This is a genomic window from Bartonella sp. W8151, from assembly GCF_016100385.1.
GTDB lineage: Bacteria > Pseudomonadota > Alphaproteobacteria > Rhizobiales > Rhizobiaceae > Bartonella > Bartonella apis.
This window is the reverse complement of the sequence record NZ_JACFSO010000001.1, coordinates 674,715-697,689: the sequence shown is the minus strand read 5'-3', so window position 1 is coordinate 697,689 and position 22,975 is coordinate 674,715. Positions and strand designations below refer to the sequence as shown.

The window sequence follows — 22,975 nt, the reverse complement described above, 5'->3', positions numbered from 1 at the left end:
AGACAATGTTGCACTTTTTCCATACACTCATATTCGGGGTCTATCCCTATATTGCTTTGACTGTTCTGGCACTTGGCTCGATTATCCGTTACGATCGCGAGCCTTATACATGGCGGGCAAGTTCCAGCCAGTTGTTGCGTCGCAAACAATTGATGTGGGGGTCTGTTCTTTTCCATGTCGGTGTGTTGTTTATCTTTTTAGGCCATTTTGTCGGGCTTCTCACACCTATTGACGTTTGGGATGCTTTGGGCGTCAGCCATAGCTTCAAACAGGTTGTTGCCATGACAGCCGGTGGCATTGCCGGAGCCATGGCCATTATCGGAGCAACAATGCTTGCCCACCGGCGTTTGTTCGACCCGCGTGTCAGGGCAACCTCAAGCACAACAGACACATTGATTATCCTTCTGTTGTGGGCACAGCTCTTCCTCGGCCTTGCAACCATACCTTTTTCGATGCAGCATCTCGACGGACATGAAATGGTCAAGCTCATGGATTGGGCACAGGGAATATTCACCTTCAACCTTGCAGCTTCAAGCTATATCACCGATGTGGCTTTTGTATTCAAGCTGCACCTTTTCCTCGGTCTCACTATTTTGCTTTTGTTCCCGTTTACCCGTCTTGTTCATATGCTGAGTGCGCCGGTACGTTATATCTGGCGTACGGGATATCAGGTTGTTCGTAAAAAAGATCGCCTGCCCGTTCGCATCCGTGGTGAAGTAACCGATTAAGACTTCGGGTAAAGGAGTAATTGTCTATGGCGACAACGGTAAAAGTCGAGCATTCGGGCTTAAAAAAAATAGTGGTTCCCGCCTCGCCCACAAAGCAGGAAATCGACACAAGAATTCCGCCAAAAGCAAAGCCGTTATTCAAAGAAGTCAGCGTCAATGGCATTGTCATTCCCGAAGTCGATATTCTTCAAGAAGCACAAAATCATCCAGCTCAAACGCCGGGTGAAGCGCTTCTTGAGGCAGCGCGTTCATTGGTAATCCGTGAACTTTTATGGCAGGAAGCAAAAAATAAAAATCTTGTTCCCGATAATGAGGATAGCACACGGGAAGAGAGTGTCGGGGAAGATAATGCGGGTGAAGATAATTCCCGGCAAACAAAGCTTGACGCGGCAATCTCAGCCCTTCTTGAAAGTGAAATAAAAACCCCTGAAGCGAGTGAAGAAGATTGCAAAGCATTCTATAATCGCGATCCATCACGCTTTTCAACCGAAACGATCTGGCAGGTCAGACACATTCTTATCGGTGCCAACCCGAAAGACAAAAAAGCCTTCGATCAAGCACGCGAGAAAGCTTATGCCATTTTGGAACAGGTGAAAAAAAATCCACATGAATTTGCCACAATTGCGAAAGATATTTCTTCCTGCCCTTCAGCAGCTCAAGGTGGCAATCTTGGTCAGATTACTCGGGGGTCGACTGTGCCGGAATTTGAAAATGCTTTGAAAAAAACAAAAAAAACCGGATTATTAATGCAACCGGTCGAAAGCCGTTATGGTTATCATATTGTCGAAATAAACCAGATTATTCCGGGGAAGATTCTTCCTCTGGAGCTGGTAAAAGAAAAAATTGCTGCCTGGCTCGAGGCATCAAGCTGGTCAAAAGCTGTTCAACAATATATAGCAATTTTGGCTGGAAAATCCCATATCACGGGTATTGATTTGAAATCCGGTGAGGGACCTCTTGTCCAGTAAGGAGTTTAGAGAGTGCAAAAAACACCAGATTCAAAGTTGGTTGATCCTTTCGGCAGAAAGATCAGCTATCTGCGACTTTCTGTAACCGATCGTTGTGATTTACGCTGTGTATACTGCATGGCGGAAGAGATGGTGTTTTTACCTAAAAAAGAGCTTCTGACGATAGAGGAACTTTACCGTGTTGCGAGCCGGATGATCGACCTTGGTGTCACCAAAATCCGTCTTACCGGTGGTGAACCACTGGTACGCCGCAACATTATGGTTTTGTTCGAAATGCTGGGGAAGCATCTCGGACATGGTCTTGAAGAATTAACGTTGACAACCAATGGAACATTGCTTGCCCGTTACGCCGAGGCACTTGTTCAAAATGGTGTCAAACGTGTCAACGTTTCTCTTGATACACTTGACCCTGTCCGCTATCACCAATTGACCCGTCGCGGTGACATTGCCCATGTGCTTTCCGGCATTGACGCGGCACAAAAAGCCGGATTGAAAGTTAAATTGAACGCTGTTGCCATGCGTGGCGGCTTTCTTGGTGAAGTTGACGATCTCATCCGTTTTGCCCATGGGCGCGGTATGGATCTTACAGTCATTGAAGAAATGCCGATGGGCTATACCGGTCACGACCGTTATGAAACCTTCCTGTCACTCGGCGCTTTACGGAAAAGTCTTGAACAACGCTGGACATTGGTTCCGGATGCGCATTGTTCAGGCGGCCCTGCCCGTTATGTAACAGTCAAGGAAACGGGTGGTAGACTTGGGTTTATTACCCCGCTTTCATGCGATTTTTGTGCTTCGTGCAATCGTGTGCGCATCGGTTCGACCGGTAAACTTTACCCTTGCATGGGGCAATCCGGCATGGTCGAATTGCGTGAAGCTATCAGAAGCTCCGAAAGTGATGAAAAGCTGACAGAACTTATCCTGAAAGCAATCGACAGCAAGCCGAAGGGGCATGAATTTTCAATCGAAAAAGATGGCATTTGCGGGCTAAGCCGTCATATGTCGGAGCTTGGCGGCTGACCGCAATCCACTTTCAACATAAAAGCTGCCGAACTGCTTAAACAAAACGGAAAACATCATTATTTGTAACCGGAATTGGTCGTCGGGCACCAACTCTATAATGCGTTCGTTTTCTTGGTGATGGTCGGAATTACCAGCGCCCGTTTTCAAGCGCATCCTCTGCGGTGTGAGTTAGACGATCAAACCAGATTTTTTTGTCTTTTATCTGATCAAACAGGAAAGTTTCAAAACCTCTTTCCAGCGGCTTTGGACAGGCACAAAAATCGCGCAATCCATCTTTCCATCAAATAAAATAAGCACTGTATCGGGCTACAGTGCTTATATTCCCGTTTACCAACTTTTTCGGTGATAAACATCGTAAAGAATGCGCTTTTTGAAAAGCATTCCCCAACTATCCGCCAAGAGAACGCATTTCTCTTTCCCGACAGATATTCAACCTCAAAGTTTAACTTCCGAAGGCAAAGGTTTGTCGGCGAAAAAGGCGTCAATATTTTCCACCACAAGATCGGACATTCTGTCGCGTGTTTCAACAGTGCCACTGCCATGGTGGGGATAGAGAACCACATTCTCGAGCTTATAGAATGCCGGATTGATGTTCGGCTCGTTAAGATAGACATCAAGACCGGCCGTTTCCAATTCTTTGCTTTGCAAGGCTTTAATCATGGCATCTTCATCAATAACCGTGCCGCGAGAGATATTAATAAGAGAACCGCGGTTTCCAAGTGCTGCAATCACTTCTTTGGAAATCAGTTTTTCAGTTTCCTTGCCGCCCGTTACTGCAACAACCAGAATATCCGACCACTTGGCAAGTTCGACGAGCGAGGGGAAAAACTGATAAGCGACATCCGGTTTTTTATGGCGGCCGAAATAGCCGATTGCGAGCCCGCAACTTTCAAACCGTTTGGCAATAGCATGTCCAATCCGCCCTAGTCCGACGACACCGGCGCGTTTTCCGGCAGTTGTTTCTGTGAGAGCCATCGGCCCTTTTTTGGCCCACTCACCGGAGCGCACATAATGATCACCGAAAACAAGCCTGCGACGGGCGGCGAGCATCAACATCAATGCCACATCGGCAACGTCATCGGTCAACACATCCGGCGTATTGGTTAAACGGATTTTATGATCCTTCAGGTCTTTCAGATTAACCTGATCAAAACCGGCTGTCACACAGGCAACAAGCCCGACTTGTGGCAGTTTCGAAATCAGATTTTTGTCAAAAACAATATTGCCGGTACTGATAACTGCACGACAATCTTTTGCATTTTTTTCAATAAAACCGTCATTATCCTTGACCAAATCCGCGCGTAATAAATGATAACGTTTGTCGAGGTCTCCCATTTGACGCTCTTCAAGTGGACTTAGTACCAATATATCCTGTTTCACATTATTCTCCCTCTGGTTTTATTAAATTATTCTCCAACAAAAGATATTAATGAATAGAACCTTACTGTCTATCGAAATTTTTAAACTCCACTAAAGTTTTAAATTCTGTTTCCAATGCCGGTCCCGTCTCGTTCCCGTTTTTCTCCGCCGTTATTCCGAAGTGCCTTTAATATTGCTGTCAAAAACATTATTATTTGTTCAGTAGATGTCATTTGGCGATTTTTAATTTCAAAAGGAAACACCCGCAATGAATGAAGACCAATCTGTTATCGATCCTCAAAAGCTTGACCGGCTCGCAGAAGTCGCCGTCAAGGTCGGTCTCAACCTGCAGAAAGGTCAAGATCTCGTTCTCACAAGCCCGCTCGCGGCACTTCCACTGGTGCGCCGGATTGCCTATCACGCTTATAAAGCCGGTGCCGGTGTTGTTACCCCTATTTTCAGCGATGAAGAAATGACGCTTTGTCGTTTCAAAGATGCTCATGAGAAGAGTTTCGATAAGGCAGCAAGCTGGCTTTATGAAGGTATGGCAAGAGCCTATGCAAACGGGGCGGCCCGTCTTGCTATCGCCGGTGATAATCCGTCACTTCTTGCTAACGAAGATCCAGCCAAAGTATCACGCGTAAACAAGGCTACATCACTTGCCTATCAACCGGCATTGGAAAAAATTGCCGGTTTTGATATCAACTGGAATATCGTTTCCTATCCCAATCCGTCATGGGCGGCCGTGGTTTTTCCGGATTTGCCAATCATCGAGGCGACAAAAAAACTTGCAGATGCAATATTTTCTGCTTCCCGTGTTGATAAGCCGGATGCAATCGGCGCATGGAAAGATCACAATGCCAATCTGAAAAAACATGCAAAATGGTTGAATGACCAACGCTTTTCTGCCCTTCATTATAGTGGCCCCGGAACAGATCTCACAATCGGTCTTGCTGATGGTCATGAATGGCAAGGCGGTGCCTCAAAAGCAAAAAATGGCGTTATCTGCAATCCCAATATTCCGACCGAAGAAGTTTTCACGACACCTCACGCCCATCGGGTTGAAGGTCATGTAAGCTCGACAAAGCCCCTATCCTATCAAGGCACATTGATTGACAACATCAAAGTGCGTTTTGAAAAAGGGCGTATTGTTGAAGCGCACGCTTCGAAAGGCGAAAAAGTATTGCAACAGATACTGGATACCGATGAAGGTGCCCGTCATTTGGGCGAAGTTGCTCTCGTTCCCAATTCATCGCCGATTTCTGCAAGCGGCCTGTTGTTCTATAATACATTATTTGATGAAAATGCGGCCTGCCACATCGCCCTTGGACAATGCTATTCAAAATGCTTCTTGCGCGGAGCCGCACTATCGAAAGAACAAATTGAAAAACAGGGAGGCAATAAAAGCCTTATCCATATCGACTGGATGATCGGGTCGGGAGAAATCGATATTGACGGTATCACCGCTGACGGGAAAAAAGTTCCGGTCTTCAGAAAAGGCGAATGGGCTTAATTACGCCCATTTTTTTGAACAACCCGATTTAAAAATACGGATTTCGTTATTTATTAAAAATTCGAAATCCGTTTTAACATGACTAAAAACAACAAAAAGGCCGGGGAATAACCCGACCTTCCGTTATGCAATGACTGCCAGTACATCCGTGGTCAATCACCGCTGTATTGAACCTAATTTAGGTGTGTTATCGTACTTTTTCAAGTAGATAACATTTAATTGTGTTCGATAGATAACAGTTCAGGGTTAACAATCCGTTAATTTTTACCCCATACAGTCCTATTTTCACGACATTATATATTAAAAATGTTTTTATAATCCAGTGTGGTTAAAGAACGTTTCGTATCACTTTATTTGATGACAATTTTAAAATTTTTTTGCGACTTATTGTTCGGTAAAAAATACTATTCCACTATCTACAAAACTCATTTTTCCAAGAGAAAAACTTTTCCCCGACCTTAAAATCCGCTCGCGTAACCATTATTTTTAGTAAGTCAATGTTATATGTCTGAACCGGAGCGGTTGAAATAAACTTCCGCTTATAATCAAAGCAATCGTATATGCCTGAGCTTCCTGAAGTTGAAACTGTAAAACGTGGTCTCGAACCAAGCTTCACCCATGCGAAGATAATAAGCGTCAAGCAGAACCGGCCGGATTTACGTTTTCCATTTCCGGAAAATTTTCAGTCCCGTCTTACCGGTCGTGAAATTATTGGCCTCGGACGGCGGGCAAAATATCTGCTTATCCATCTTGATAATGATGAAACCATTATAAGCCATTTGGGCATGTCCGGTTCGTGGCGAATTGAAAACACGACACTTGGTTCCTATTATCATGAAACAAACAAGCTTGCGGCACATGACCATTTTGAAATGGATATCAGAACGACGAACGGTGAGTTTTTACATGCCGTCTATAATGACCCGCGCCGTTTCGGCTTTATGCTTTTGACAAAAACCACAGAGCTGGAACACCATAAATTGTTGGCCCATTTAGGCCCCGAACCAACAGGAAACGGTCTTTCAGGTGCCTATCTCAACGAGGTTTTGCATAACAGGAAAGCCCCCCTTAAAGCCGCACTTCTCAATCAGTCCATCATTGCCGGTCTTGGTAATATTTATGTTTGCGAGGCTTTATGGCGAAGTCATCTTTCTCCAAAACGCAAATCATCAACATTAGGGGCAAAATCTGCGGCAGCGCAAAAAAAATCGGCAATCCTTGCACAAAATATCCGCGATGTTATCAACGAAGCCATCGAAGCGGGTGGCTCTTCCCTACGCGATTACGTTCATGCAGATGGTTCGCTCGGCTATTTCCAATACCGGTTTTCTGTTTATGACCGTGAAGGGGAACCATGCCCCGAATGTGGAAAGGCTATAAAACGAATTGTCCAATCCGGTCGTTCGAGTTTTTATTGCACGCATTGTCAAAGGTAATATCGGGGAAGAGACGTGAGAAATTTACAGTAATGCAAAACCGGAAACTTTGTACCGGATATGATGTAACAACTGCTAACAAGTCAAAAATGATGCGAACGGCTTGCAAAACAGCTTAAGAGGCTTAAAGTTGTTTTTCAATTTACTAACTGCAGGTGCATTCCATGCTTGACAAAGTTTTATCCCGTCTTGATGCAAATCTCGATAATAGTCTGCAACATATCTTTGAACTGTTGCGCATCCCTTCCATTTCGACCGACCCGAAATATAAGGATGATTGTCGCAAAGCTGCCGATTGGCTGGTCGATGATTTGAAATCGATCGGTTTTGAAGCCTCGCGCCGCGATACCACCGGCAATTCCATGGTAGTTGCCCATCATCCGGGACCGACAAAAGATGCTCCCCATGTTTTGTTTTATGGCCACTATGATGTGCAGCCGGTTGATCCCCTCAACCTTTGGGAAGATGATCCTTTCGATCCGAAAATAAAAGAGCTCAATGGTGAAAAGGTCATTGCCGCGCGCGGTGCCGGTGACGACAAGGGACAGCTTATGACCTTTGTCGAAGCATGCCGCGCCTTTAAAAAGGAAACCGGCAACCTTCCGGTTGCAGTTACGATCCTGTTCGAGGGGGAAGAGGAATCCGGCTCTCCTTCGCTACAACCATTTTTGCATGCCCACAAAGACGAATTGAAGGCCGATTACGCACTTGTCTGCGACACAACCATGTGGGACGCTAATACGCCTTCTATTTCTATAGCGCTGAGAGGCATGGTCGGTGAGGAAATCATCATCAAAGGTGCCGATCGCGATCTGCATTCCGGCCACTTTGGCGGTGCTGCGGCAAATCCCATTCAAATTCTCGCAAAAATTATTGCCGGCCTGCACGATGAAAACGGCCATGTAACCCTTAAAGGATTCTATGACGGGGTCCAAGAAACACCGGAAGCTGTTTTGAAATCGTGGAACGCACTTAATCGTGGTCCTAAAGAATTTCTCGGACCCGTAGGCTTGTCGATTCCGGCAGGTGAAAAGGGACGCACCGTACTTGAAATGACATGGGCAAGACCGACCGCCGAGGTCAATGGCATTAGCGGCGGTTACGAGGGAGAAGGCTTCAAAACCGTTATTGCCGCCAAAGCCAGTGCAAAAATTTCCTTCAGACTTGTTCACAAACAAGATCCGGCAAAAATCAGAAAATCATTCCGTGATTATGTTCGTTCCCAAATTCCGGCCGACTGTTCGGTTGAATTTAAAGATCACGGTGCTTCTCCGGCAATCAACCTTGCCTATGATTCGGCCCTTGTTCAACTTGCCAAGAAAGCTTTAACAGAAGAATGGAACAAACCGGCTATTCTTGCAGCCATGGGCGGCTCTATTCCGATTGTCGGTGATTTCCAATCTCTTCTCGGTATGGAATCATTGCTTGTCGGTTTCGGGCTCGACGACGATCGCATCCATTCTCCAAATGAAAAATACAATCTCAAATCATTCCATAAAGGCCAACGCTCCTGGGCAAGAATTCTAGCTGCTTTGGGAAACAAATAGGACAATAAGAATGGCTAAAATACGCGTTCACAAAGGTGATTTGCCTGACTTGAAAAATTATAATGTCAAGGAAGTTGCCATTGACACTGAAACTCTGGGGCTTCAGCCCCATCGCGACCGGCTCTGCGTCGTCCAGATTTCACCGGGAGACGGCACTGCCGATGTTATCCAGATTGCCAAGGGGCAAAAGACGGCACCAAATCTTGTAAAGATTCTGAAAGATCCTGACATCACCAAAATCTTCCATTTCGGTCGTTTCGACCTCGCCGTATTGGCTCTGACATTCGGTGTCATGGCAAGACCGGTTTTCTGCACAAAAATTGCCTCGAAGCTCACCCGCACATATACTGACCGGCATGGTTTAAAGGATCTTGTCGCCGAACTTCTTGAAATCAATATTTCCAAACAACAGCAGTCATCCGACTGGGGTGCTGACGAACTGTCTCCCGCACAAGTCGAATATGCAGCAACGGATGTTCTTTATCTTCACCGGTTGAAAGCGATTCTTGCAGCCAGGCTCATCAGAGATGGCCGCGAGAGTGTGGCGAAATCGTGTTTCGAATTCCTGCCGTCAAGGTCGGAGCTTGATCTTATCGGCTTTCCCGAAGTCGATATTTTCGCCCATAGTTGATTCGCAAAACACATTTTTAAATTACAAAACGCCGGTTTTCCGGCGTTTTTTTATACTTTGTTTACCATATTGAAGAGCTTCTCGCCTAAATAGCTCAAAAAAAGGCTCATTCCACTTGCTGTGGCATTTTTGCTACAGACTTTATAGTCGCACAAACTATAGTGGCCTCAATCGCAATACATTTCGCGTGGAGTTAACAAATGAAAATAAAATATCTCGTTGCTGCTTCGGCTTTGGCTTTGACCGCTGCTTCCAGCGCACAAGCTGCTGACGTTGTCATGAATCAGGAACCGGCTCCGGTTGTTGCCGCTCCTGCTTTCTCTTGGACCGGCTTCTATGCTGGTGGTCAAATCGGTGGTTCATGGTCTGATACAGACCAGAAGATCAAAGGCCGTAGCGATGCAAAAGACTTTGCCGGCTTCGGTAAATCCTTCTCACCGGATCCATCAGGTTTCATCGGCGGTCTTTATGCCGGTTACAACTATGATCTTGGCAACAACATCGTTCTCGGTGCCGACACAGACTGGATCTGGGGTGACATGGACGAAAGCGATAGCAAGTCCTACCTCAAAGGCACAGAAGACGAATTCAAAGTTAGCGGCAAGATCAAAGAGAAATGGGCTGGATCAACCCGTGCTCGCATCGGTTACTCGATGGATCGCTGGATGCCTTATTTTGCTGGTGGTGTTGCTTATGCCAAGATCGATTCCGATGCCAAGTTCTCGGATGCTGATGGTGTTTACAGCAAAGCCAGTGGCAACAAGACTTTGACCGGTTACACTTTGGGTGCCGGCGTTGATTATGCCATGACCGACCACATCATCCTTCGTGCTGAATATCGTTACACCGATTTCGGCGACAAGGACTTCGGCAACAAAGACTTCAAATATAACGTAGATTACAAGACCAACGACGTACGCGTTGGTGTTGCTTACAAGTTCTAATTCTTTTCAAAGAATTGAAAAAGAAGCCCTGCAGGAAACTGCGGGGCTTTTTTTATCATCTTGTTCAACCTTTTTATCTCTTGTTTTGACTATTGATAGAACCGGAAGACCTGCATTCAATGGAAAGTTCGTCACAAAACCGGATTAAATGCATGGCTATTCCATAAAAATGGAACATGGGAAACGGACACGGTCTCTTCTCTTTGACACAAAAATCGATTTGGCATATAAGTCGCCGTCTTGAAAAATTAACGGAAAATTTGCGAATCGACGTCGTAAAGCCCGGTTTTGATTCTGGTCAAAAAGCGTTTTCGACACTTTTTTAAAGAAACGACCTGCATTTTTTCTATATTTTTCAACCCTCCTCGCATTTTATTGAGGTTTTTGTTTCAGTTTTTGCGAGGTGTGTCTTTCGTGCTACAGCAATTCTTATCCGGATAAACTATATAAGTTCAGACGGCATTTTATTGCATTGGAGAATAAAAATGAAAATTAGATATCTTATTGCTGCTTCCGCAGCTGCTCTTACAGCAGCTTCTGCAGCACAAGCTGCTGACGTTGTAGCAAATCAGGAGCCAGCTCCTGTTGTTGCAGCACCTGCTTTCTCTTGGACCGGCTTCTATGCTGGTGCCCAGATCGGCGGTTCCTGGTCTGATACAGACCTTAAGGGCAAATACCAGGGTGCAAATGGCGACTGGAGCCGTAGACAAGGCTTCTCTCCTGATCCGTCAGGCTTCATCGGTGGCATTTATGCCGGTTATAACTATGACCTCGGCAACAACATTGTTATCGGTGCTGATACCGACTGGGTATGGGGCGACATGGACGAGAGCGACAAGCGTTCTTACCAGTTTTCTGATGGTTCGGAATTCAGCCTTAACGGTAAGTTGAAGGAACAGTGGGCCGGTTCAACACGTGCTCGCGTTGGTTATGCAGTTGACCGCTGGATGCCTTACATCGCCGGTGGTGTTGCTTACGCCAAGGTTGATTCACACTTCCGCATGAAAGATGCTAGCGGCAATACAATCCCCGGTTATTCAGCTAGCGATAGCGATACACTCGTCGGTTGGACAATCGGCGCTGGTTTCGACTATGCTATGACAGACCACATCATCCTTCGTGCTGAATATCGTTACACAGACTTCGGTGACGAAGACTACAGCAAGAACAACATCAAGTACAATGTTGACTACAAGACCAACGATTTCCGCGTTGGTGTTGCTTACAAGTTCTAATTCAAGCGAACTTTGTTTTGGAAAGGCTCCGTATTTTACGGGGCCTTTTCTTTTTGTCGATTTTTCAGTTTTCTTTCTGTTTCATCTCATGATAAAGCCATGCATCATGAGTGCACATTTTTCTGAACTGTTGACGTTACGAATTATTAGCCCGATCTTCACTCTTGCCTGATAAGTGCAAAGGTTCGAAAGATCGGGAGAGATAATCATTTCGATTAAATGACGTTCGACAGGAATTTTTAAACATGTCAAATAAAGACCAAGCCATGGATTATTCAAAAACCCTTTACCTGCCCAAAACCGACTTTCCGATGCGTGCCGGATTACCGCAAAAAGAGCCGGAAATTGTCAAACGTTGGGAAGAGATGGATCTCTACAGCGCACTGCGCAAACAGGCTGTCGACCGGCCGCTATACGTTTTGCATGATGGCCCTCCTTACGCCAATGGAGATATCCATATCGGGCATGCTTTGAATAAAATTTTAAAGGATACAATCGTCCGTTCTTTCCAGATGCGGGGCTATAATGCCAATTATGTACCCGGCTGGGATTGCCATGGGCTGCCTATCGAATGGAAGATCGAAGAAAAATATCGTGCAAAAGGCAAGAATAAAGACGATATTCCGATTAACGAATTCCGTCAGGAATGTCGGGAATTTGCCAAACATTGGGTTAAAACCCAATCAGATGAATTCAAACGTCTCGGCATTATCGGAGATTTCAAGAATCCTTACACAACGATGGCTTTCCATTCGGAGGCACGGATTGCCGGTGAATTGATGAAATTTGCCATGTCCGACCAGCTTTATCGAGGCTCCAAGCCCGTCATGTGGTCGGTGGTGGAACGCACCGCTTTGGCGGAAGCCGAAGTCGAATATCACGATGTTGAATCCGATACAATTTGGGTCAAATTTCCTGTGCTAAAAGCAAAAGCCGATGATTTGTCAGGAGCCTTCGTCGTCATCTGGACAACGACACCTTGGACAATTCCCGGTAACCGTGCTGTTGCTTATTCTTCCCGCATTCCTTACGGGCTTTATCAGGTTGTGGACGCTGAAAATGATTATGGCCCGAAGCCTGGTGAAAAACTTATATTTGCTGATACACTGGCAGAAGAAAGTGCCAAAAAAGCAAAACTGGCTTTCAGAAAACTTCGCTCTTTGAACCCTTCAGAGCTTGAGACGATGCTGCTTTCCCATCCGCTCAAAGGCTTCGCAAATGATTATGCATTCAAAGTTCCTCTGCTTGACGGTGACCATGTAACGGCTGATTCCGGTACGGGTTTTGTTCACACGGCTCCCAGTCATGGGCGCGAAGACTTTGAAGTATGGGTTGCCAATAAAGCAAAGATAGAGGAACTCGGCGTTGATTCATCAATTCCATTTCCTGTTGATGATGCCGGTTACTACACCAAGGACGCGCCGGGTTTCGGCCCCGATCGCGAAGGCGGTGCTTCACGTGTCATTGATGATAATGGTAAATATGGCGATGCCAATAAAACCGTTATCGCCCTCTTGATTGAAAAAGATATGCTCTTTGCCCGCGGGCGTATCAAGCACTCTTATCCGCATAGCTGGCGTTCCAAGAAGCCTGTTATCTTCCGGAACACACCTCAATGGTTTGTCTATATGGACAAAAAACTTGCTGACGGCACCACATTGCGCGAACGTGCCCTCAAAGCGGTGCAAGATACACGTTTTGTGCCACCGGCAGGACAAAACCGTATCGGAGCCATGATGGAAGATCGTCCCGATTGGGTATTATCCCGCCAACGTGCATGGGGTGTTCCCATTGCAATTTTCGTCAAGGAAAACGGCGAAATCCTCAAAGACGCGGCCGTCAACAAGCGCATTGTCGATGCTTTTGAAAAAGAAGGTGCCGACGCCTGGTTCAAGGAAGGCGCGAGAGAACGTTTTCTGGGTGAACATGCGAAAGAAGATTGGCAACCGGTTCATGACATTCTTGATGTCTGGTTCGATTCGGGCTGCACACATGTCTTTACCCTTGAGGATCGGCCCGATTTGAAATGGCCGGCCGATCTTTATCTTGAAGGATCCGACCAACACCGTGGATGGTTCCATTCATCCATGTTGGAAAGCTGCGGTACCCGCGGAAGAGCACCTTATAACGCCATATTGACGCACGGTTTCACACTCGACGAGCAAGGCAAGAAAATGTCGAAATCGTTGGGCAATACTGTGGCTCCGCAAGACGTTATCAATACTTCCGGCGCCGATATTTTGCGCCTTTGGGTAATGACAACCGATTATTGGGAAGATCAGCGTCTGGGAAGAAATATCATCCGGACCAATGTCGATTCCTATCGGAAACTCCGCAATGTCATCCGCTGGATGCTTGGTACTCTCGCCTATGACGAGGGTGAAAACATTGCCTATCAAGATATGCCTGATCTTGAAAAGTTCATGTTGCATCGCCTTTATGAATTGGACGGGCTTGTCAACGAGGCTTATGACGGGTTCGATTTCAAACGCATCACCCGTGCATTGCTTGATTTTTCAATCGTCGACCTTTCTGCTTTCTATTTCGATATCCGGAAAGATTCGCTTTATTGCGATGCGCCTTCTTCAATAAAGCGCAAATCCGCGATCCATGTTGTGCGCGAGATATTTGAACGCATGGTCACATGGCTTGCCCCGATGCTTCCATTCACAATGGAAGAAGCCTGGCTGGAGCGGCATCCGGAAAGCAAATCGGTTCACTTCGAACAGTTCCGTAAAACGCCCGATAGCTGGTGTGATAACGAATTGAACGAGCGCTGGCGCAAAATTCGTCAGGTCCGTAAAGTCGTGACAGGTGCTCTTGAACTTGAAAGAGCTGAAAAACATATCGGTTCTTCATTGGAAGCAGCCCCCGTCGTCTATATTTCCGACCTTGATTTGTTGAAAGCTGTCGAAGGTATGGATATGGCAGAAATATCGATCACAAGTGATATTGTCATTACCAATGCTGAAGCACCGAAAGATGCTTTCCGGCTTGATGATGTCAAAGGCGTTGCTGTGGAATTTCATAAAGCTGACGGTAAGAAATGTGCCCGTTCATGGCGCTATACCCAGGATGTCGGGAGTGATCCCGAATATCCGGATGTATCGGCACGTGATGCAGCAGCGTTGCATGAGCTTCATGCACTTGGAAAGATCTGATAAATAAAAAGCACTGGCAGAGCTATTGCTTTGCCAGTAGCCAACACGTCATACGACGTCATCATCCTTCCTTATTGCCGGGGGGATTGCCGTCAAGGCACATCTCATGCTAAGGGTTTGGTCTATAAGTGCCAATTTCTGGCACAAAAAGGTGTCGTTATCTGCCCGCGGGGTGGAGTAGTAAAAGCAATTTTTGGCGGCGGAGCCGGGAACGGATTAGCAGTGAAGAAACGCGAAGTAACAATTATTGTAACGGGTATGGTCACGGCCGGTCTTATGCTGACAGGATGTGGCGTTTCCAGTCCGACTTATGGTACCGATAAATCAACCGGAAAACAGCTGGTTGATGATTTTTCCAATATTGCATCCATCAGATCGAATAATAACAGGAATCAGATTGATACCAAGCCGCGTCCGGAACTTGTTCGTCCTGCCCCCGGTACAAAAGGCGTTCTTCCGCAACCGCAGACAAATGTTGCCCAGACCGGTACACCTGATTGGCCAGAATCACCCGAGCAGAAACGCCAAAGATTGCGTGATGAAGCAACGGCCAACCAGAATAACCCGAATTATGTTTCACCCATTGTGCCCGATAGTGGCAAAGAAACAAAATCAACCGGTTCAAGTGACTGGCTCAACGGTATACACCGCAACGAGCAGGTTAATAATGACAAAGAACAGCGTGCGGAATTTTTGCGCCGTAAGAGAGAAACACAAGGTGGTTCTTCCACAACACGCAAATATCTGAGTGAACCTCCGTTAAGCTATCGCCAGCCGGCAGCATCAGCGCCAATCGGTGATCAAGGTGAAGATGAAGCCAAAAAAGAACGCGAGAGAAAGAAAGCGTTGAAAGAATCATCCGGCAAGAAGAGCTGGTGGCCTTTCTAATATTGAAAGCAACGTCTTATTGTTAGAATGTTTATCCCTTCTTCGACGCATTCCGGTCTTTCTTGATGGCGGGAGAGGTTCCTTTTTGTTTGGTTAAAAGGAGGAAAGAACATTTGTTCGGCTCTGTGAGCTGGCAATAACTTCGTTCAAGTTTTTGTTTGATAACGTTTTACTCTTTCATCACGTGTTTGAGTGACAGATAAACAACATCCAAATTCGTGACGCCATTTCCAGCCGGTTTCTTAATGAAACTTTCCGGCCTCTCAAATGGATATACCGATTGGCGCCTATTCAGCTGACCGGATGCAGCAGTCTTTCAACCTTAAAACCGGCCTTGGTGGAGAGTTCGTCGCCTTTATCTTCATTCAAGAAACGAACAATAAAAATAGCGCCCTTTGTTCAATACAGTCGCTTGTTGCAAATGCCGTTTCAGCCAATCTTCAATCAATAAGGTTTTCCGGCAGAAACTCCAAACCGAGAATTGAATAAACAGACTACTCGGGAATAGCTTAAACTCCATAGAATAGAGGTTTTGCCCCCCTCTTGAAGTTCCGAAGTTTTAAAACTTCTTTGTTTAACAGGGCTCATAACCGGCAAATTTTTTTGCCAAATATTTTTGAATGTTGTCCAAACACTATTTCCGAGCAATTTCCCTTTACTGAATAAGGTTTCTGCTTTTTTCAAATAACCTCGAGCGGCTGTTTGTGTGACGGTGGCAGGAATATTTCATCAAGTGCCTGAAGAACATTACTGTCGAGCTCAAGATCAAGTGCTTTGACGTTTTCGCGCAAATGTTTGAGTGACGAGGTTTTTGGAATAGCAATCATCAGCGGATTGCGGATAACCCATGCCAGAGCAAGCACCGATGGTGCAACACCAAGCTTTTCTGCAATCTTGATAAGATCACGGTTTTTCATGATGCGCCCCTGCTCGATCGGTGCATAGGCCATCACCGGAATATGCCGTTTTTCACACCATGGAATGAGGTCGAATTCTGGCCCGCGACGAGACAGATTGTAAAGTATCTGATCCGTTGCGATATGACCTTTTGGCGAAATGCCTTCAAGTTTCTGCATGAGTGCGGTATCGAAATTGCTGACACCCCACGCATCAATTTTGCCCTGTGTGACAAGTTTTTCCAAAGCTTCAACTGTTTCGGTTAAAGGAACGCTGCTTTGCCAATGAAGAAGATAAAGGTCGATTTTTTCAATTTTTAAATTTTTAAGGCTGCGTTCGCACGCTTCAATCGTGCCTTGCCGTGACGCGTGGCTTGGCAAAACTTTCGACACAACGAAGGCATCGTCACGCCGCCCGACAAGGGCTTCACCAACCACTCTTTCGGATCCACCATTTCCATACATTTCGGCCGTATCAATGAGTTTCAATCCGAGATCGAGGCCGGCACGCAAAGAATTGGCTTCGTCTTCAACGGAGGATATCCCCTCCCCCATACCCCATGTACCTTGTCCTAAAACAGGTACAATCGAATCATTCGGGAATTTTACTGTTTTCATCATTCTTCCCTTTTTCCTGCAAAAAAAGTTTTGAGCAACTGGGATGCCCGTCTTTCACCCAGGCCGGAATAAACCTCCGGCCGATGATGACACGTGGGTTGGTTAAAAAAGTGGACACCGTGTTCAACTGCGCCACCTTTTTCGTCGCCTGTGGCAAAATAAAGTCGCCTGATACGTGCAAAAGATATGGCAGCCGCGCACATTGTACAGGGCTCCAAAGTCACATAAAGGTCGCAATCGACCAATCGTTCACTTTGAAGCATCTCGCATGCCATACGAATAGCCCGCATTTCAGCGTGACCTGTCGGGTCGAATTTTTTATGCGTAAGATTGCAAGCCTTGGCGATCACTTTACCGTCCTTGACAATCACGGCGCCAACCGGCACTTCATCATTCGCATTTGCCGAAATTGCCTCTTCAAGCGCTATTTCCATCGGGGTTTTTTTCATTTTTACCTTTCAATCATTTTGAAGAGCCAGCATTTTGAAAAACCGGAACAATTGGATTTTATCCGCCGTTTATGTCATTTATGGCAGTTTATCAGAAAACACCTGACGAAAGAGATTCCATATCGGAAAAAAATAAGCTAGAGCGGTTAAAAATTAACAATGCGCCCCCGGTGCTTCTAAAGGATAATGTGAGATGACATATGATCGCGGCAATAAGAAACCGCAAAATAACAGGGGGGATACCAGAAACAATTTCGACCCGCGTGGGAAGAACGACGCAAAATCGCCGAGGGTAAAAACCAGTGAAGAAAGCGACGGCAGTGAACGCATTGCCAAAAGATTGGCGCGCGCCGGAATAGCATCGCGACGGGACGCAGAAACCATGATTGCCGCCGGACGCATTGCGGTTAATGGCAAGGTTCTTGATACACCCGCATTCAATGTCAAACGCACAGATGCAATTACTGTTGATGGCAAACCTTTGCCCCCCATTGAGCGCACCCGCGTCTGGCTTTACCACAAACGCGCCGGACTTGTGACAACCAACCGCGATCCGGAAGGTCGGCCTACTGTTTTTGATAGCTTGCCAGAAGGAATGCCACGCGTACTTTCCGTTGGCAGACTCGATATCAATACGGAAGGTTTGCTGCTTCTTACCAATGATGGAGGCCTTGCCCGCGTTCTTGAATTACCGTCAACCGGCTGGGTGCGTAAATATCGTGTTCGAGCTCACGGCAAAGTAACGCAAGCCGATCTTGATGCTTTAAAAGATGGTATTGCCATAGACGGTATTTTTTACGGTGCTGTGGAAGCAACTCTTGAACGCGAACAAGGAACGAATGTCTGGCTTACGCTCGCTTTAAGAGAAGGCAAGAACCGTGAAGTCAAAAATATTCTTGGAGCATTAGGGCTTACTGTCACACGTCTTATTCGCATCTCGTTCGGTCCCTTCCAACTTGCCGATCTTGAAGAAGGCGCTGTGCGCGAGCTCAAAGGCCGTACGCTGCGCGACCAGTTGGGTGAGCGTCTTATTGAAGAAGCCAATGCCGATTTCGATTTGCCGATTTTGAAGCCGTTTTCCAATGCCCCTGTTGTCGGAGAACAAAAACCGCGTGAAAAACCGACGGGTTCGGATGACGGCTGGATCTCTTCAACGCCGGAAGCTCCCCGCTTTAACAGGCGTTGGAAAAAGGCCGATTTTGCCGAACGTGGCCGCGACCAGCTTTCAACGAGACCGGACAGTTTCAATACACGAGGCAGTAAATTTGCTAGAAATGCTGCCCCCCTTAAAAAAGCTTTCGAAAAGAAACCTGAAGCTGAACCTCAACGATTGCGTAGTGCCAATGTCTGGATGGCTCCCGGTGCCCGCCCTCAAACCGCTCATAAGAAATTCTGGCGCATAAGAGACGAAGAAGAGAGAAGCGACAACGGCTTTGATGAAAGATCAGCCGGCCGTCATCCTCATCGCGCTTCACAGGGCGAAAGCGAAACACATTTCAATCGTCGTGAAAAACATTTTGACAAATCGAGCCGCAAGCCCGATTTCAGCCAAAAGTTCCGGAAAGACCGCACGTTAGACGACTATGATGCGTCAAGGGGCGGTAGAAAAAACAGAGATTATAAGAAAAACGAAAATTATAACCGCTCGGTAAACGATGGACCCGGTCATTGGCGTGATCGTGAGCCCGATCGCAATTTTGAGGGTGAAAACAAACAATTTTCCCATAAGCCACGTTTAGCCACCGGAAAGCCGCCAAGTAAATATAATACAGAGCGGAAATTTTCCGAAAAACAGGATTTTGATCGCCCTCAAAAAAAATATCGCGGTTCTTCGGAAAGCCGCGAAGGTGGATTTGACTTTCCACGCCGTCATTACGGGAAGCAAAATCCGGATGAGCAGAACCGGAAAAGATCATCCCGTTTTTCCGGCAACCGTTCCGAAAAACCATTTTCTTCAAGAGATGACCGCGTCAGGAAAAAAGCTTTTGCGGGTAAGCCCGAAAAAGCAAGCAAATTCCTAAATCGTAAAGGCGATGCAAAAGGAAACAGGCGTAGCGGAGGCCATCGCTCCGGCCGGCCGGACGGAGGCTCGAGTGCGGGTCGTCGGCGGTAAATTTTCCGGACGTCATCTTGCAACGCCCGCAGGACAGGAAATCCGTCCGACAACCGATCGCACGCGTGAAAGTCTGTTCAATATTCTGGGATCACGGCAAGTGAATTTCTGGAACGGAAAACGCGTGCTTGATCTTTTTTCAGGAACCGGCGCACTCGGCATTGAAGCGCTTTCGCGTGGTGCCGAAACCTGCACTTTTGTCGAACAGTCGGTTGAAGGGCGTGGATTAATCCATAAAAATATCGAAACCTTTGGATTACAGGGGGTTACTCGGCTGTTGCGCCGTGATGCAACACGTTTGGGGCAGATAGGAACAATGCAACCATTCGACGTTGTTTTTGCCGACCCACCTTATGGCCATGGCCTGGGGGAACAAGCGTTTTCGGCCGCTGTTGAAGGCCATTGGGTAAAAAATAATGCGCTTTTTGTGCTTGAAGAGACCAAAGAGGCCACAATTCGTTTACCGGAAAATTTTAAGCTTGACGACAAGCGCCATTATGGTGGCACAATTATTTATTTCTATATGTTACAATTGTGATTAAACAGTCGAGAAAGGTTTTGCCTGTGCCTGAATTGATGAGAAAAACGTTTTTGAAAGCGACGTTTGGCGTTCTTTTGTCTACGAGCGCGCTTTTTCCTCTTTATGCAGAGGAGACAAGCGAGAAAACCCCGACAGAGTCACAAATGACAACTTCAACCACTCCTGATCTTCCTGAAATTACCAAATCCGGTCCAACGCAAAGTTTTACCCTGAAAAATGGCCTGCAAGTTGTTGTGATCGAAAATCATCGGGCACCGGTTGTGACACAAATGATCTGGTATCATGTCGGTTCTGCCGACGAGCCGAAAGGGCATACCGGCATTGCCCATTTCCTTGAACATTTGATGTTTAAAGGCACTTCTACCCATAAAGATGGCGAATTTTCGAAATTCATTGCCAAAATCGGCGGTGAGGAAAATGCTTTCACGTCATATGACTATACCGGTTACTATCAGAGCGTTGCCTCGGAATATCTCGAAACAATTATGAAATTCGAAGCAGACCGAATGGAAAATCTGGTTTTGACAGATGAAGTGATCGCGCCGGAAAGAAATGTTATCATTGAAGAACGGCGCATGCGCACCGACAACAGTCCCGATGCAATGCTTGCTGAAGACACTAGGGCAACATTGTTCATGAACAGTCCTTACCATAATCCTGTTATCGGCTGGAAACAGGAAATGGAAAAACTGACGCGTGATGATGCGATTTCCTTCTACAATAAATATTACACTCCGAATAATGCGACACTTATTATTTCGGGCGACGTTACTGCGGAAAAAGTGCGCGAAATGACTTCCGACATTTATGGCAAACTGCCGGTGCGTTCTGAAATAGGCCCACGTATCCGCCCGCAAGAGCCGGAAAAGAAAACACTTCGCACCGTGACAATGCATGATCCGCGAGTGAGCGAGCCAAGTTTCCAGAAAATGTGGGTCGTTCCTTCCTATCACAATGCGAAAGCCAAAAAAGAAGCTGAAGCACTTGATTTGCTTGGCGAAATTTTAGGCGGTGCACCACGCGGACGGTTATACCAGACACTGGTTGTCAAAAACGGATCGGCAGCATCTGTCGGTGCCAATTATAGTGGCAATGCCGTTGATGACGGTATATTTTATCTTTATGGAATGCCTCGCGGAGAGGCAAGTCTCGAGGATGTGCAACACCAGATTGCCAGTGAAATTGAAGATATTCGCAAGAATGGTGTGACAAAAGCCGAACTTGATCAGGCGCGGAACCGTTTTATCAAAAATATGATATTTTCACTCGATAGTCCGGCCGGTCTTGCACAAATTTACGGTAGTTCCCTTTCGGTCGGTATGAATATTGATGATGTTACCCATTGGCCGGATCGATTGAAGGAAGTTACAACAGACGATATCAAAGATGTAGCCAACCGCTATCTTGATACGGATAAAAGTGTGACCAGTTATTTGTTGCCCCCTGTTCACGAAGCATCACCGCTAGGTGCCAACCAGCAAAAGAAAAGCAAATGAGGGTCACCATGAACAAGAAACCGCTTATTTTCCATCGTGCTTCAATCCTTGTTTTTTCGTTGATTTTGAGTTTCGGGTTGGGTGTTTCGCTTGCCAATGCATTGAATATTGAAAATGTAACATCAAAAAAAGGCATTACTGGGTGGCTTGTGGAAGACAACACAGTTCCGGTTGTTTCCATACAATTTTCCATTGGTGGCGGAACAACACAGGATCCTGAAGGGAAAGAAGGTTTGGCAAACCTGATGACCGGCCTTTTTGATGAAGGTGCCGGTGATTTGGACTCGCAAGCGTTCCAAAGCCGCCTTGACGAGCTTGGTGCAGAAATGGCATTTTCGGTCACACGTGACAGAATGCGCGGAAACATGAAAATGCTTGCCGAAAAACGAGACGAAGCTCTCAACTTGCTTGCCCTTGCCGTCCAGAAGCCCCGTTTTGATGACGAGGCTATTGACCGCATCCGCGAACAATTGGTTGCCGAACTCAAAGCTTCCGAAAAAGATCCGAAAACCATCGCCCAAAACCGTCTTTTGACGTTGATTTATGGCAAACATCCTTATGCAAGACGCGGAGAAGGTACGCCGGAGACACTCGCCACAATAAACCGTGATGATCTTGTCAAAGCACATCATACCATGTTTGCCCGTGACAATATCCATATCGGCATTGTCGGACCGGTCAGTGCAAACGAAGCAGCAACAATTATCGACAAGATATTCGGTGCCCTGCCGGAGAAAGCAGAACTAAAGAAAATAGAAGAAGCAAAACTCAATCTCGGCGGCATGGCTAATGTTAACTATGATTTGCCGCAAACATCACTGATGCTCGTTTACCCCGGTGTCAAACGCAATGATCCCGATTTCTTTGCTGCTTATCTCATGAACTACGTTCTGGGGGGGCCGGGGCTTACATCACGTCTGTTTTCGGAAGTCCGTGAAAAACGCGGCCTTGCTTACACTGTCGGTTCATCCCTGATGCTTTACGACCATTCTGCAACATTGGCTGTATCAACAGGTACCCGTTCAAGCGAAGCACAAAAATCTCTTTCTACCATTCGTAGCGAAGTGAAAAAAATGGCTGATGAAGGTGTAAGCGAACAGGAACTTGATGAGGCAAAAAGTTATGTCATTGGTTCCTATGCTGTGCAGAATATGGGTTCCTCTTCCGATATTGCAGCAACACTGGTGGGCTTGCAGGACGAGAACCTGCCGATCGACTACATAGAAAAGCGCCGTGCACTGATTGAAGCGGTTACCCGTGATCAGGTCAAGGCAGTTGCTGAAAAGCTGCTTCGTCCGGAACCTGCTTTGCTGATTATCGGCCCATCGAAAGGTTAAAATAAATTAGTTGATGCCGGTTTTTTAAAAAAGCCGACATCAACTCTGTTTACAAAAGGGCTGACCTATCCTTATCCTTCGTCCTGCTTTTT

The 22,975-nt window shown here is 46.4% G+C and carries 18 protein-coding genes and 1 pseudogene; 16 read left to right on the top strand and 3 right to left on the bottom strand.

The genetic code is table 11. The features are described from left to right. The first annotated feature begins 5 nt into the window (after window positions 1-5). From narI to moaA, 3 genes are read left to right on the top strand one after another with little or no spacing between them, the layout of a single operon-like run. A complete protein-coding gene (gene narI / locus H3V14_RS03070; RefSeq protein ID WP_198226436.1) occupies window positions 6-728 on the top strand; it encodes a respiratory nitrate reductase subunit gamma in 723 nt (240 codons plus the stop codon). Window positions 729-754: 26 nt separating this feature from the next. Next, a complete protein-coding gene (locus tag H3V14_RS03065) occupies window positions 755-1,696 on the top strand; it encodes a peptidylprolyl isomerase (protein ID WP_210326525.1) in 942 nt (313 codons plus the stop codon). Window positions 1,697-1,708: 12 nt separating this feature from the next. Further along, a complete protein-coding gene (gene moaA / locus H3V14_RS03060) occupies window positions 1,709-2,716 on the top strand; it encodes a GTP 3',8-cyclase MoaA (protein ID WP_198226434.1) in 1,008 nt (335 codons plus the stop codon). Window positions 2,717-3,154: 438 nt separating this feature from the next. Here the strand turns inward: moaA and H3V14_RS03055 are convergent, their stop codons facing one another. After that, window positions 3,155-4,099 carry a 2-hydroxyacid dehydrogenase gene (locus H3V14_RS03055; RefSeq protein ID WP_075913532.1) on the bottom strand — a complete coding sequence of 315 codons (945 nt, stop codon included), beginning with the start codon at window positions 4,097-4,099 and terminating at the stop codon, window positions 3,155-3,157. 247 nt (window positions 4,100-4,346) lie between these two features. Here H3V14_RS03055 and H3V14_RS03050 point away from each other — a divergent pair, with 247 nt between their 5' ends. The 9 genes from H3V14_RS03050 (at window position 4,347) to H3V14_RS03010 (ending at window position 15,922) form a co-directional block, all read left to right on the top strand. Beyond that, window positions 4,347-5,591 carry an aminopeptidase gene (locus tag H3V14_RS03050; protein ID WP_075915193.1) on the top strand — a complete coding sequence of 415 codons (1,245 nt, stop codon included), beginning with the start codon at window positions 4,347-4,349 and terminating at the stop codon, window positions 5,589-5,591. 560 nt (window positions 5,592-6,151) lie between these two features. Further along, window positions 6,152-7,027, top strand: a complete 876-nt coding sequence (gene mutM / locus H3V14_RS03045; RefSeq protein WP_198226432.1) for a bifunctional DNA-formamidopyrimidine glycosylase/DNA-(apurinic or apyrimidinic site) lyase — start codon at window positions 6,152-6,154, stop codon at window positions 7,025-7,027. Between the two features lie 164 nt (window positions 7,028-7,191). After that, the gene (locus H3V14_RS03040; RefSeq protein WP_198226430.1) at window positions 7,192-8,574 is read left to right on the top strand and encodes a dipeptidase; all 1,383 of its coding nucleotides are present in this window, start codon (window positions 7,192-7,194) and stop codon (window positions 8,572-8,574) included. A gap of 10 nt (window positions 8,575-8,584) precedes the next feature. Continuing rightward, the gene (locus H3V14_RS03035; protein WP_075869787.1) at window positions 8,585-9,205 is read left to right on the top strand and encodes a ribonuclease D; all 621 of its coding nucleotides are present in this window, start codon (window positions 8,585-8,587) and stop codon (window positions 9,203-9,205) included. Window positions 9,206-9,405: 200 nt separating this feature from the next. After that, window positions 9,406-10,149 carry an outer membrane protein gene (locus H3V14_RS03030; protein WP_075913537.1) on the top strand — a complete coding sequence of 248 codons (744 nt, stop codon included), beginning with the start codon at window positions 9,406-9,408 and terminating at the stop codon, window positions 10,147-10,149. 485 nt (window positions 10,150-10,634) lie between these two features. Continuing rightward, window positions 10,635-11,384: an outer membrane protein gene (locus H3V14_RS03025; RefSeq protein WP_075869785.1), complete on the top strand. Its 750-nt coding sequence runs from the start codon at window positions 10,635-10,637 to the stop codon at window positions 11,382-11,384. A 245-nt stretch (window positions 11,385-11,629) separates the two neighbouring features. Next, the gene (gene ileS, locus H3V14_RS03020; RefSeq protein ID WP_198226428.1) at window positions 11,630-14,545 is read left to right on the top strand and encodes an isoleucine--tRNA ligase; all 2,916 of its coding nucleotides are present in this window, start codon (window positions 11,630-11,632) and stop codon (window positions 14,543-14,545) included. Between the two features lie 258 nt (window positions 14,546-14,803). Beyond that, on the top strand, window positions 14,804-15,433 hold the full coding sequence (locus H3V14_RS03015) for a hypothetical protein (protein ID WP_075869964.1): 630 nt from the start codon (window positions 14,804-14,806) through the stop codon (window positions 15,431-15,433). Between the two features lie 267 nt (window positions 15,434-15,700). Next, window positions 15,701-15,922: a hypothetical protein gene (locus H3V14_RS03010; RefSeq protein WP_198226427.1), complete on the top strand. Its 222-nt coding sequence runs from the start codon at window positions 15,701-15,703 to the stop codon at window positions 15,920-15,922. 191 nt (window positions 15,923-16,113) lie between these two features. Here H3V14_RS03010 and H3V14_RS03005 read toward each other — a convergent pair whose 3' ends face one another. Both H3V14_RS03005 and H3V14_RS03000 read right to left on the bottom strand, forming a co-directional pair. Beyond that, window positions 16,114-16,947 carry an aldo/keto reductase gene (locus H3V14_RS03005; protein ID WP_198226554.1) on the bottom strand — a complete coding sequence of 278 codons (834 nt, stop codon included), beginning with the start codon at window positions 16,945-16,947 and terminating at the stop codon, window positions 16,114-16,116. Continuing rightward, window positions 16,947-17,396, bottom strand: coding sequence for a nucleoside deaminase (locus H3V14_RS03000; protein ID WP_198214066.1), 450 nt, complete (start codon window positions 17,394-17,396; stop codon window positions 16,947-16,949). Before H3V14_RS03000 ends, H3V14_RS03005 begins: the two co-directional genes overlap by 1 nt. A 193-nt stretch (window positions 17,397-17,589) precedes the next feature. Here H3V14_RS03000 and H3V14_RS10790 point away from each other — a divergent pair. The 4 genes and pseudogenes from H3V14_RS10790 to H3V14_RS02980 all read left to right on the top strand — a co-directional run. Then, a pseudogene (locus tag H3V14_RS10790) lies at window positions 17,590-18,960 on the top strand (pseudouridine synthase); the annotation flags it as partial. Between the two features lie 529 nt (window positions 18,961-19,489). Continuing rightward, window positions 19,490-20,047, top strand: a complete 558-nt coding sequence (gene rsmD / locus H3V14_RS02990) for a 16S rRNA (guanine(966)-N(2))-methyltransferase RsmD (RefSeq protein WP_198226423.1) — start codon at window positions 19,490-19,492, stop codon at window positions 20,045-20,047. 146 nt (window positions 20,048-20,193) lie between these two features. Continuing rightward, window positions 20,194-21,546 (top strand): pitrilysin family protein, encoded by a 1,353-nt coding sequence (locus H3V14_RS02985; RefSeq protein ID WP_246784938.1) that lies wholly within the window; start codon window positions 20,194-20,196, stop codon window positions 21,544-21,546. Window positions 21,547-21,554: 8 nt separating this feature from the next. Beyond that, window positions 21,555-22,883 (top strand): pitrilysin family protein, encoded by a 1,329-nt coding sequence (locus H3V14_RS02980; RefSeq protein ID WP_246784936.1) that lies wholly within the window; start codon window positions 21,555-21,557, stop codon window positions 22,881-22,883. The last annotated feature ends 92 nt before the right edge of the window (window positions 22,884-22,975 follow it).

Bases quoted from the DNA above. Each gene is read 5' to 3' on its own strand.
- H3V14_RS03005 (WP_198226554.1), bottom strand. From the start codon at position 16,947: ATGAAAACAGTAAAATTCCCGAATGATTCGATTGTACCTGTTTTAGGA.
- H3V14_RS03000 (WP_198214066.1), bottom strand. From the start codon at position 17,396: ATGAAAAAAACCCCGATGGAAATAGCGCTTGAAGAGGCAATTTCGGCA.
- H3V14_RS03025 (WP_075869785.1), top strand. From the start codon at position 10,635: ATGAAAATTAGATATCTTATTGCTGCTTCCGCAGCTGCTCTTACAGCA.
- H3V14_RS03015 (WP_075869964.1), top strand. From the start codon at position 14,804: ATGGTCACGGCCGGTCTTATGCTGACAGGATGTGGCGTTTCCAGTCCG.
- narI (WP_198226436.1), top strand. From the start codon at position 6: ATGTTGCACTTTTTCCATACACTCATATTCGGGGTCTATCCCTATATT.
- H3V14_RS02985 (WP_246784938.1), top strand. From the start codon at position 20,194: ATGACAACTTCAACCACTCCTGATCTTCCTGAAATTACCAAATCCGGT.
- H3V14_RS03010 (WP_198226427.1), top strand. From the start codon at position 15,701: ATGGATATACCGATTGGCGCCTATTCAGCTGACCGGATGCAGCAGTCT.
- H3V14_RS03050 (WP_075915193.1), top strand. From the start codon at position 4,347: ATGAATGAAGACCAATCTGTTATCGATCCTCAAAAGCTTGACCGGCTC.
- H3V14_RS03035 (WP_075869787.1), top strand. From the start codon at position 8,585: ATGGCTAAAATACGCGTTCACAAAGGTGATTTGCCTGACTTGAAAAAT.
- H3V14_RS02980 (WP_246784936.1), top strand. From the start codon at position 21,555: ATGAACAAGAAACCGCTTATTTTCCATCGTGCTTCAATCCTTGTTTTT.
- mutM (WP_198226432.1), top strand. From the start codon at position 6,152: ATGCCTGAGCTTCCTGAAGTTGAAACTGTAAAACGTGGTCTCGAACCA.
- H3V14_RS03065 (WP_210326525.1), top strand. From the start codon at position 755: ATGGCGACAACGGTAAAAGTCGAGCATTCGGGCTTAAAAAAAATAGTG.
- ileS (WP_198226428.1), top strand. From the start codon at position 11,630: ATGTCAAATAAAGACCAAGCCATGGATTATTCAAAAACCCTTTACCTG.
- H3V14_RS03030 (WP_075913537.1), top strand. From the start codon at position 9,406: ATGAAAATAAAATATCTCGTTGCTGCTTCGGCTTTGGCTTTGACCGCT.
- H3V14_RS03040 (WP_198226430.1), top strand. From the start codon at position 7,192: ATGCTTGACAAAGTTTTATCCCGTCTTGATGCAAATCTCGATAATAGT.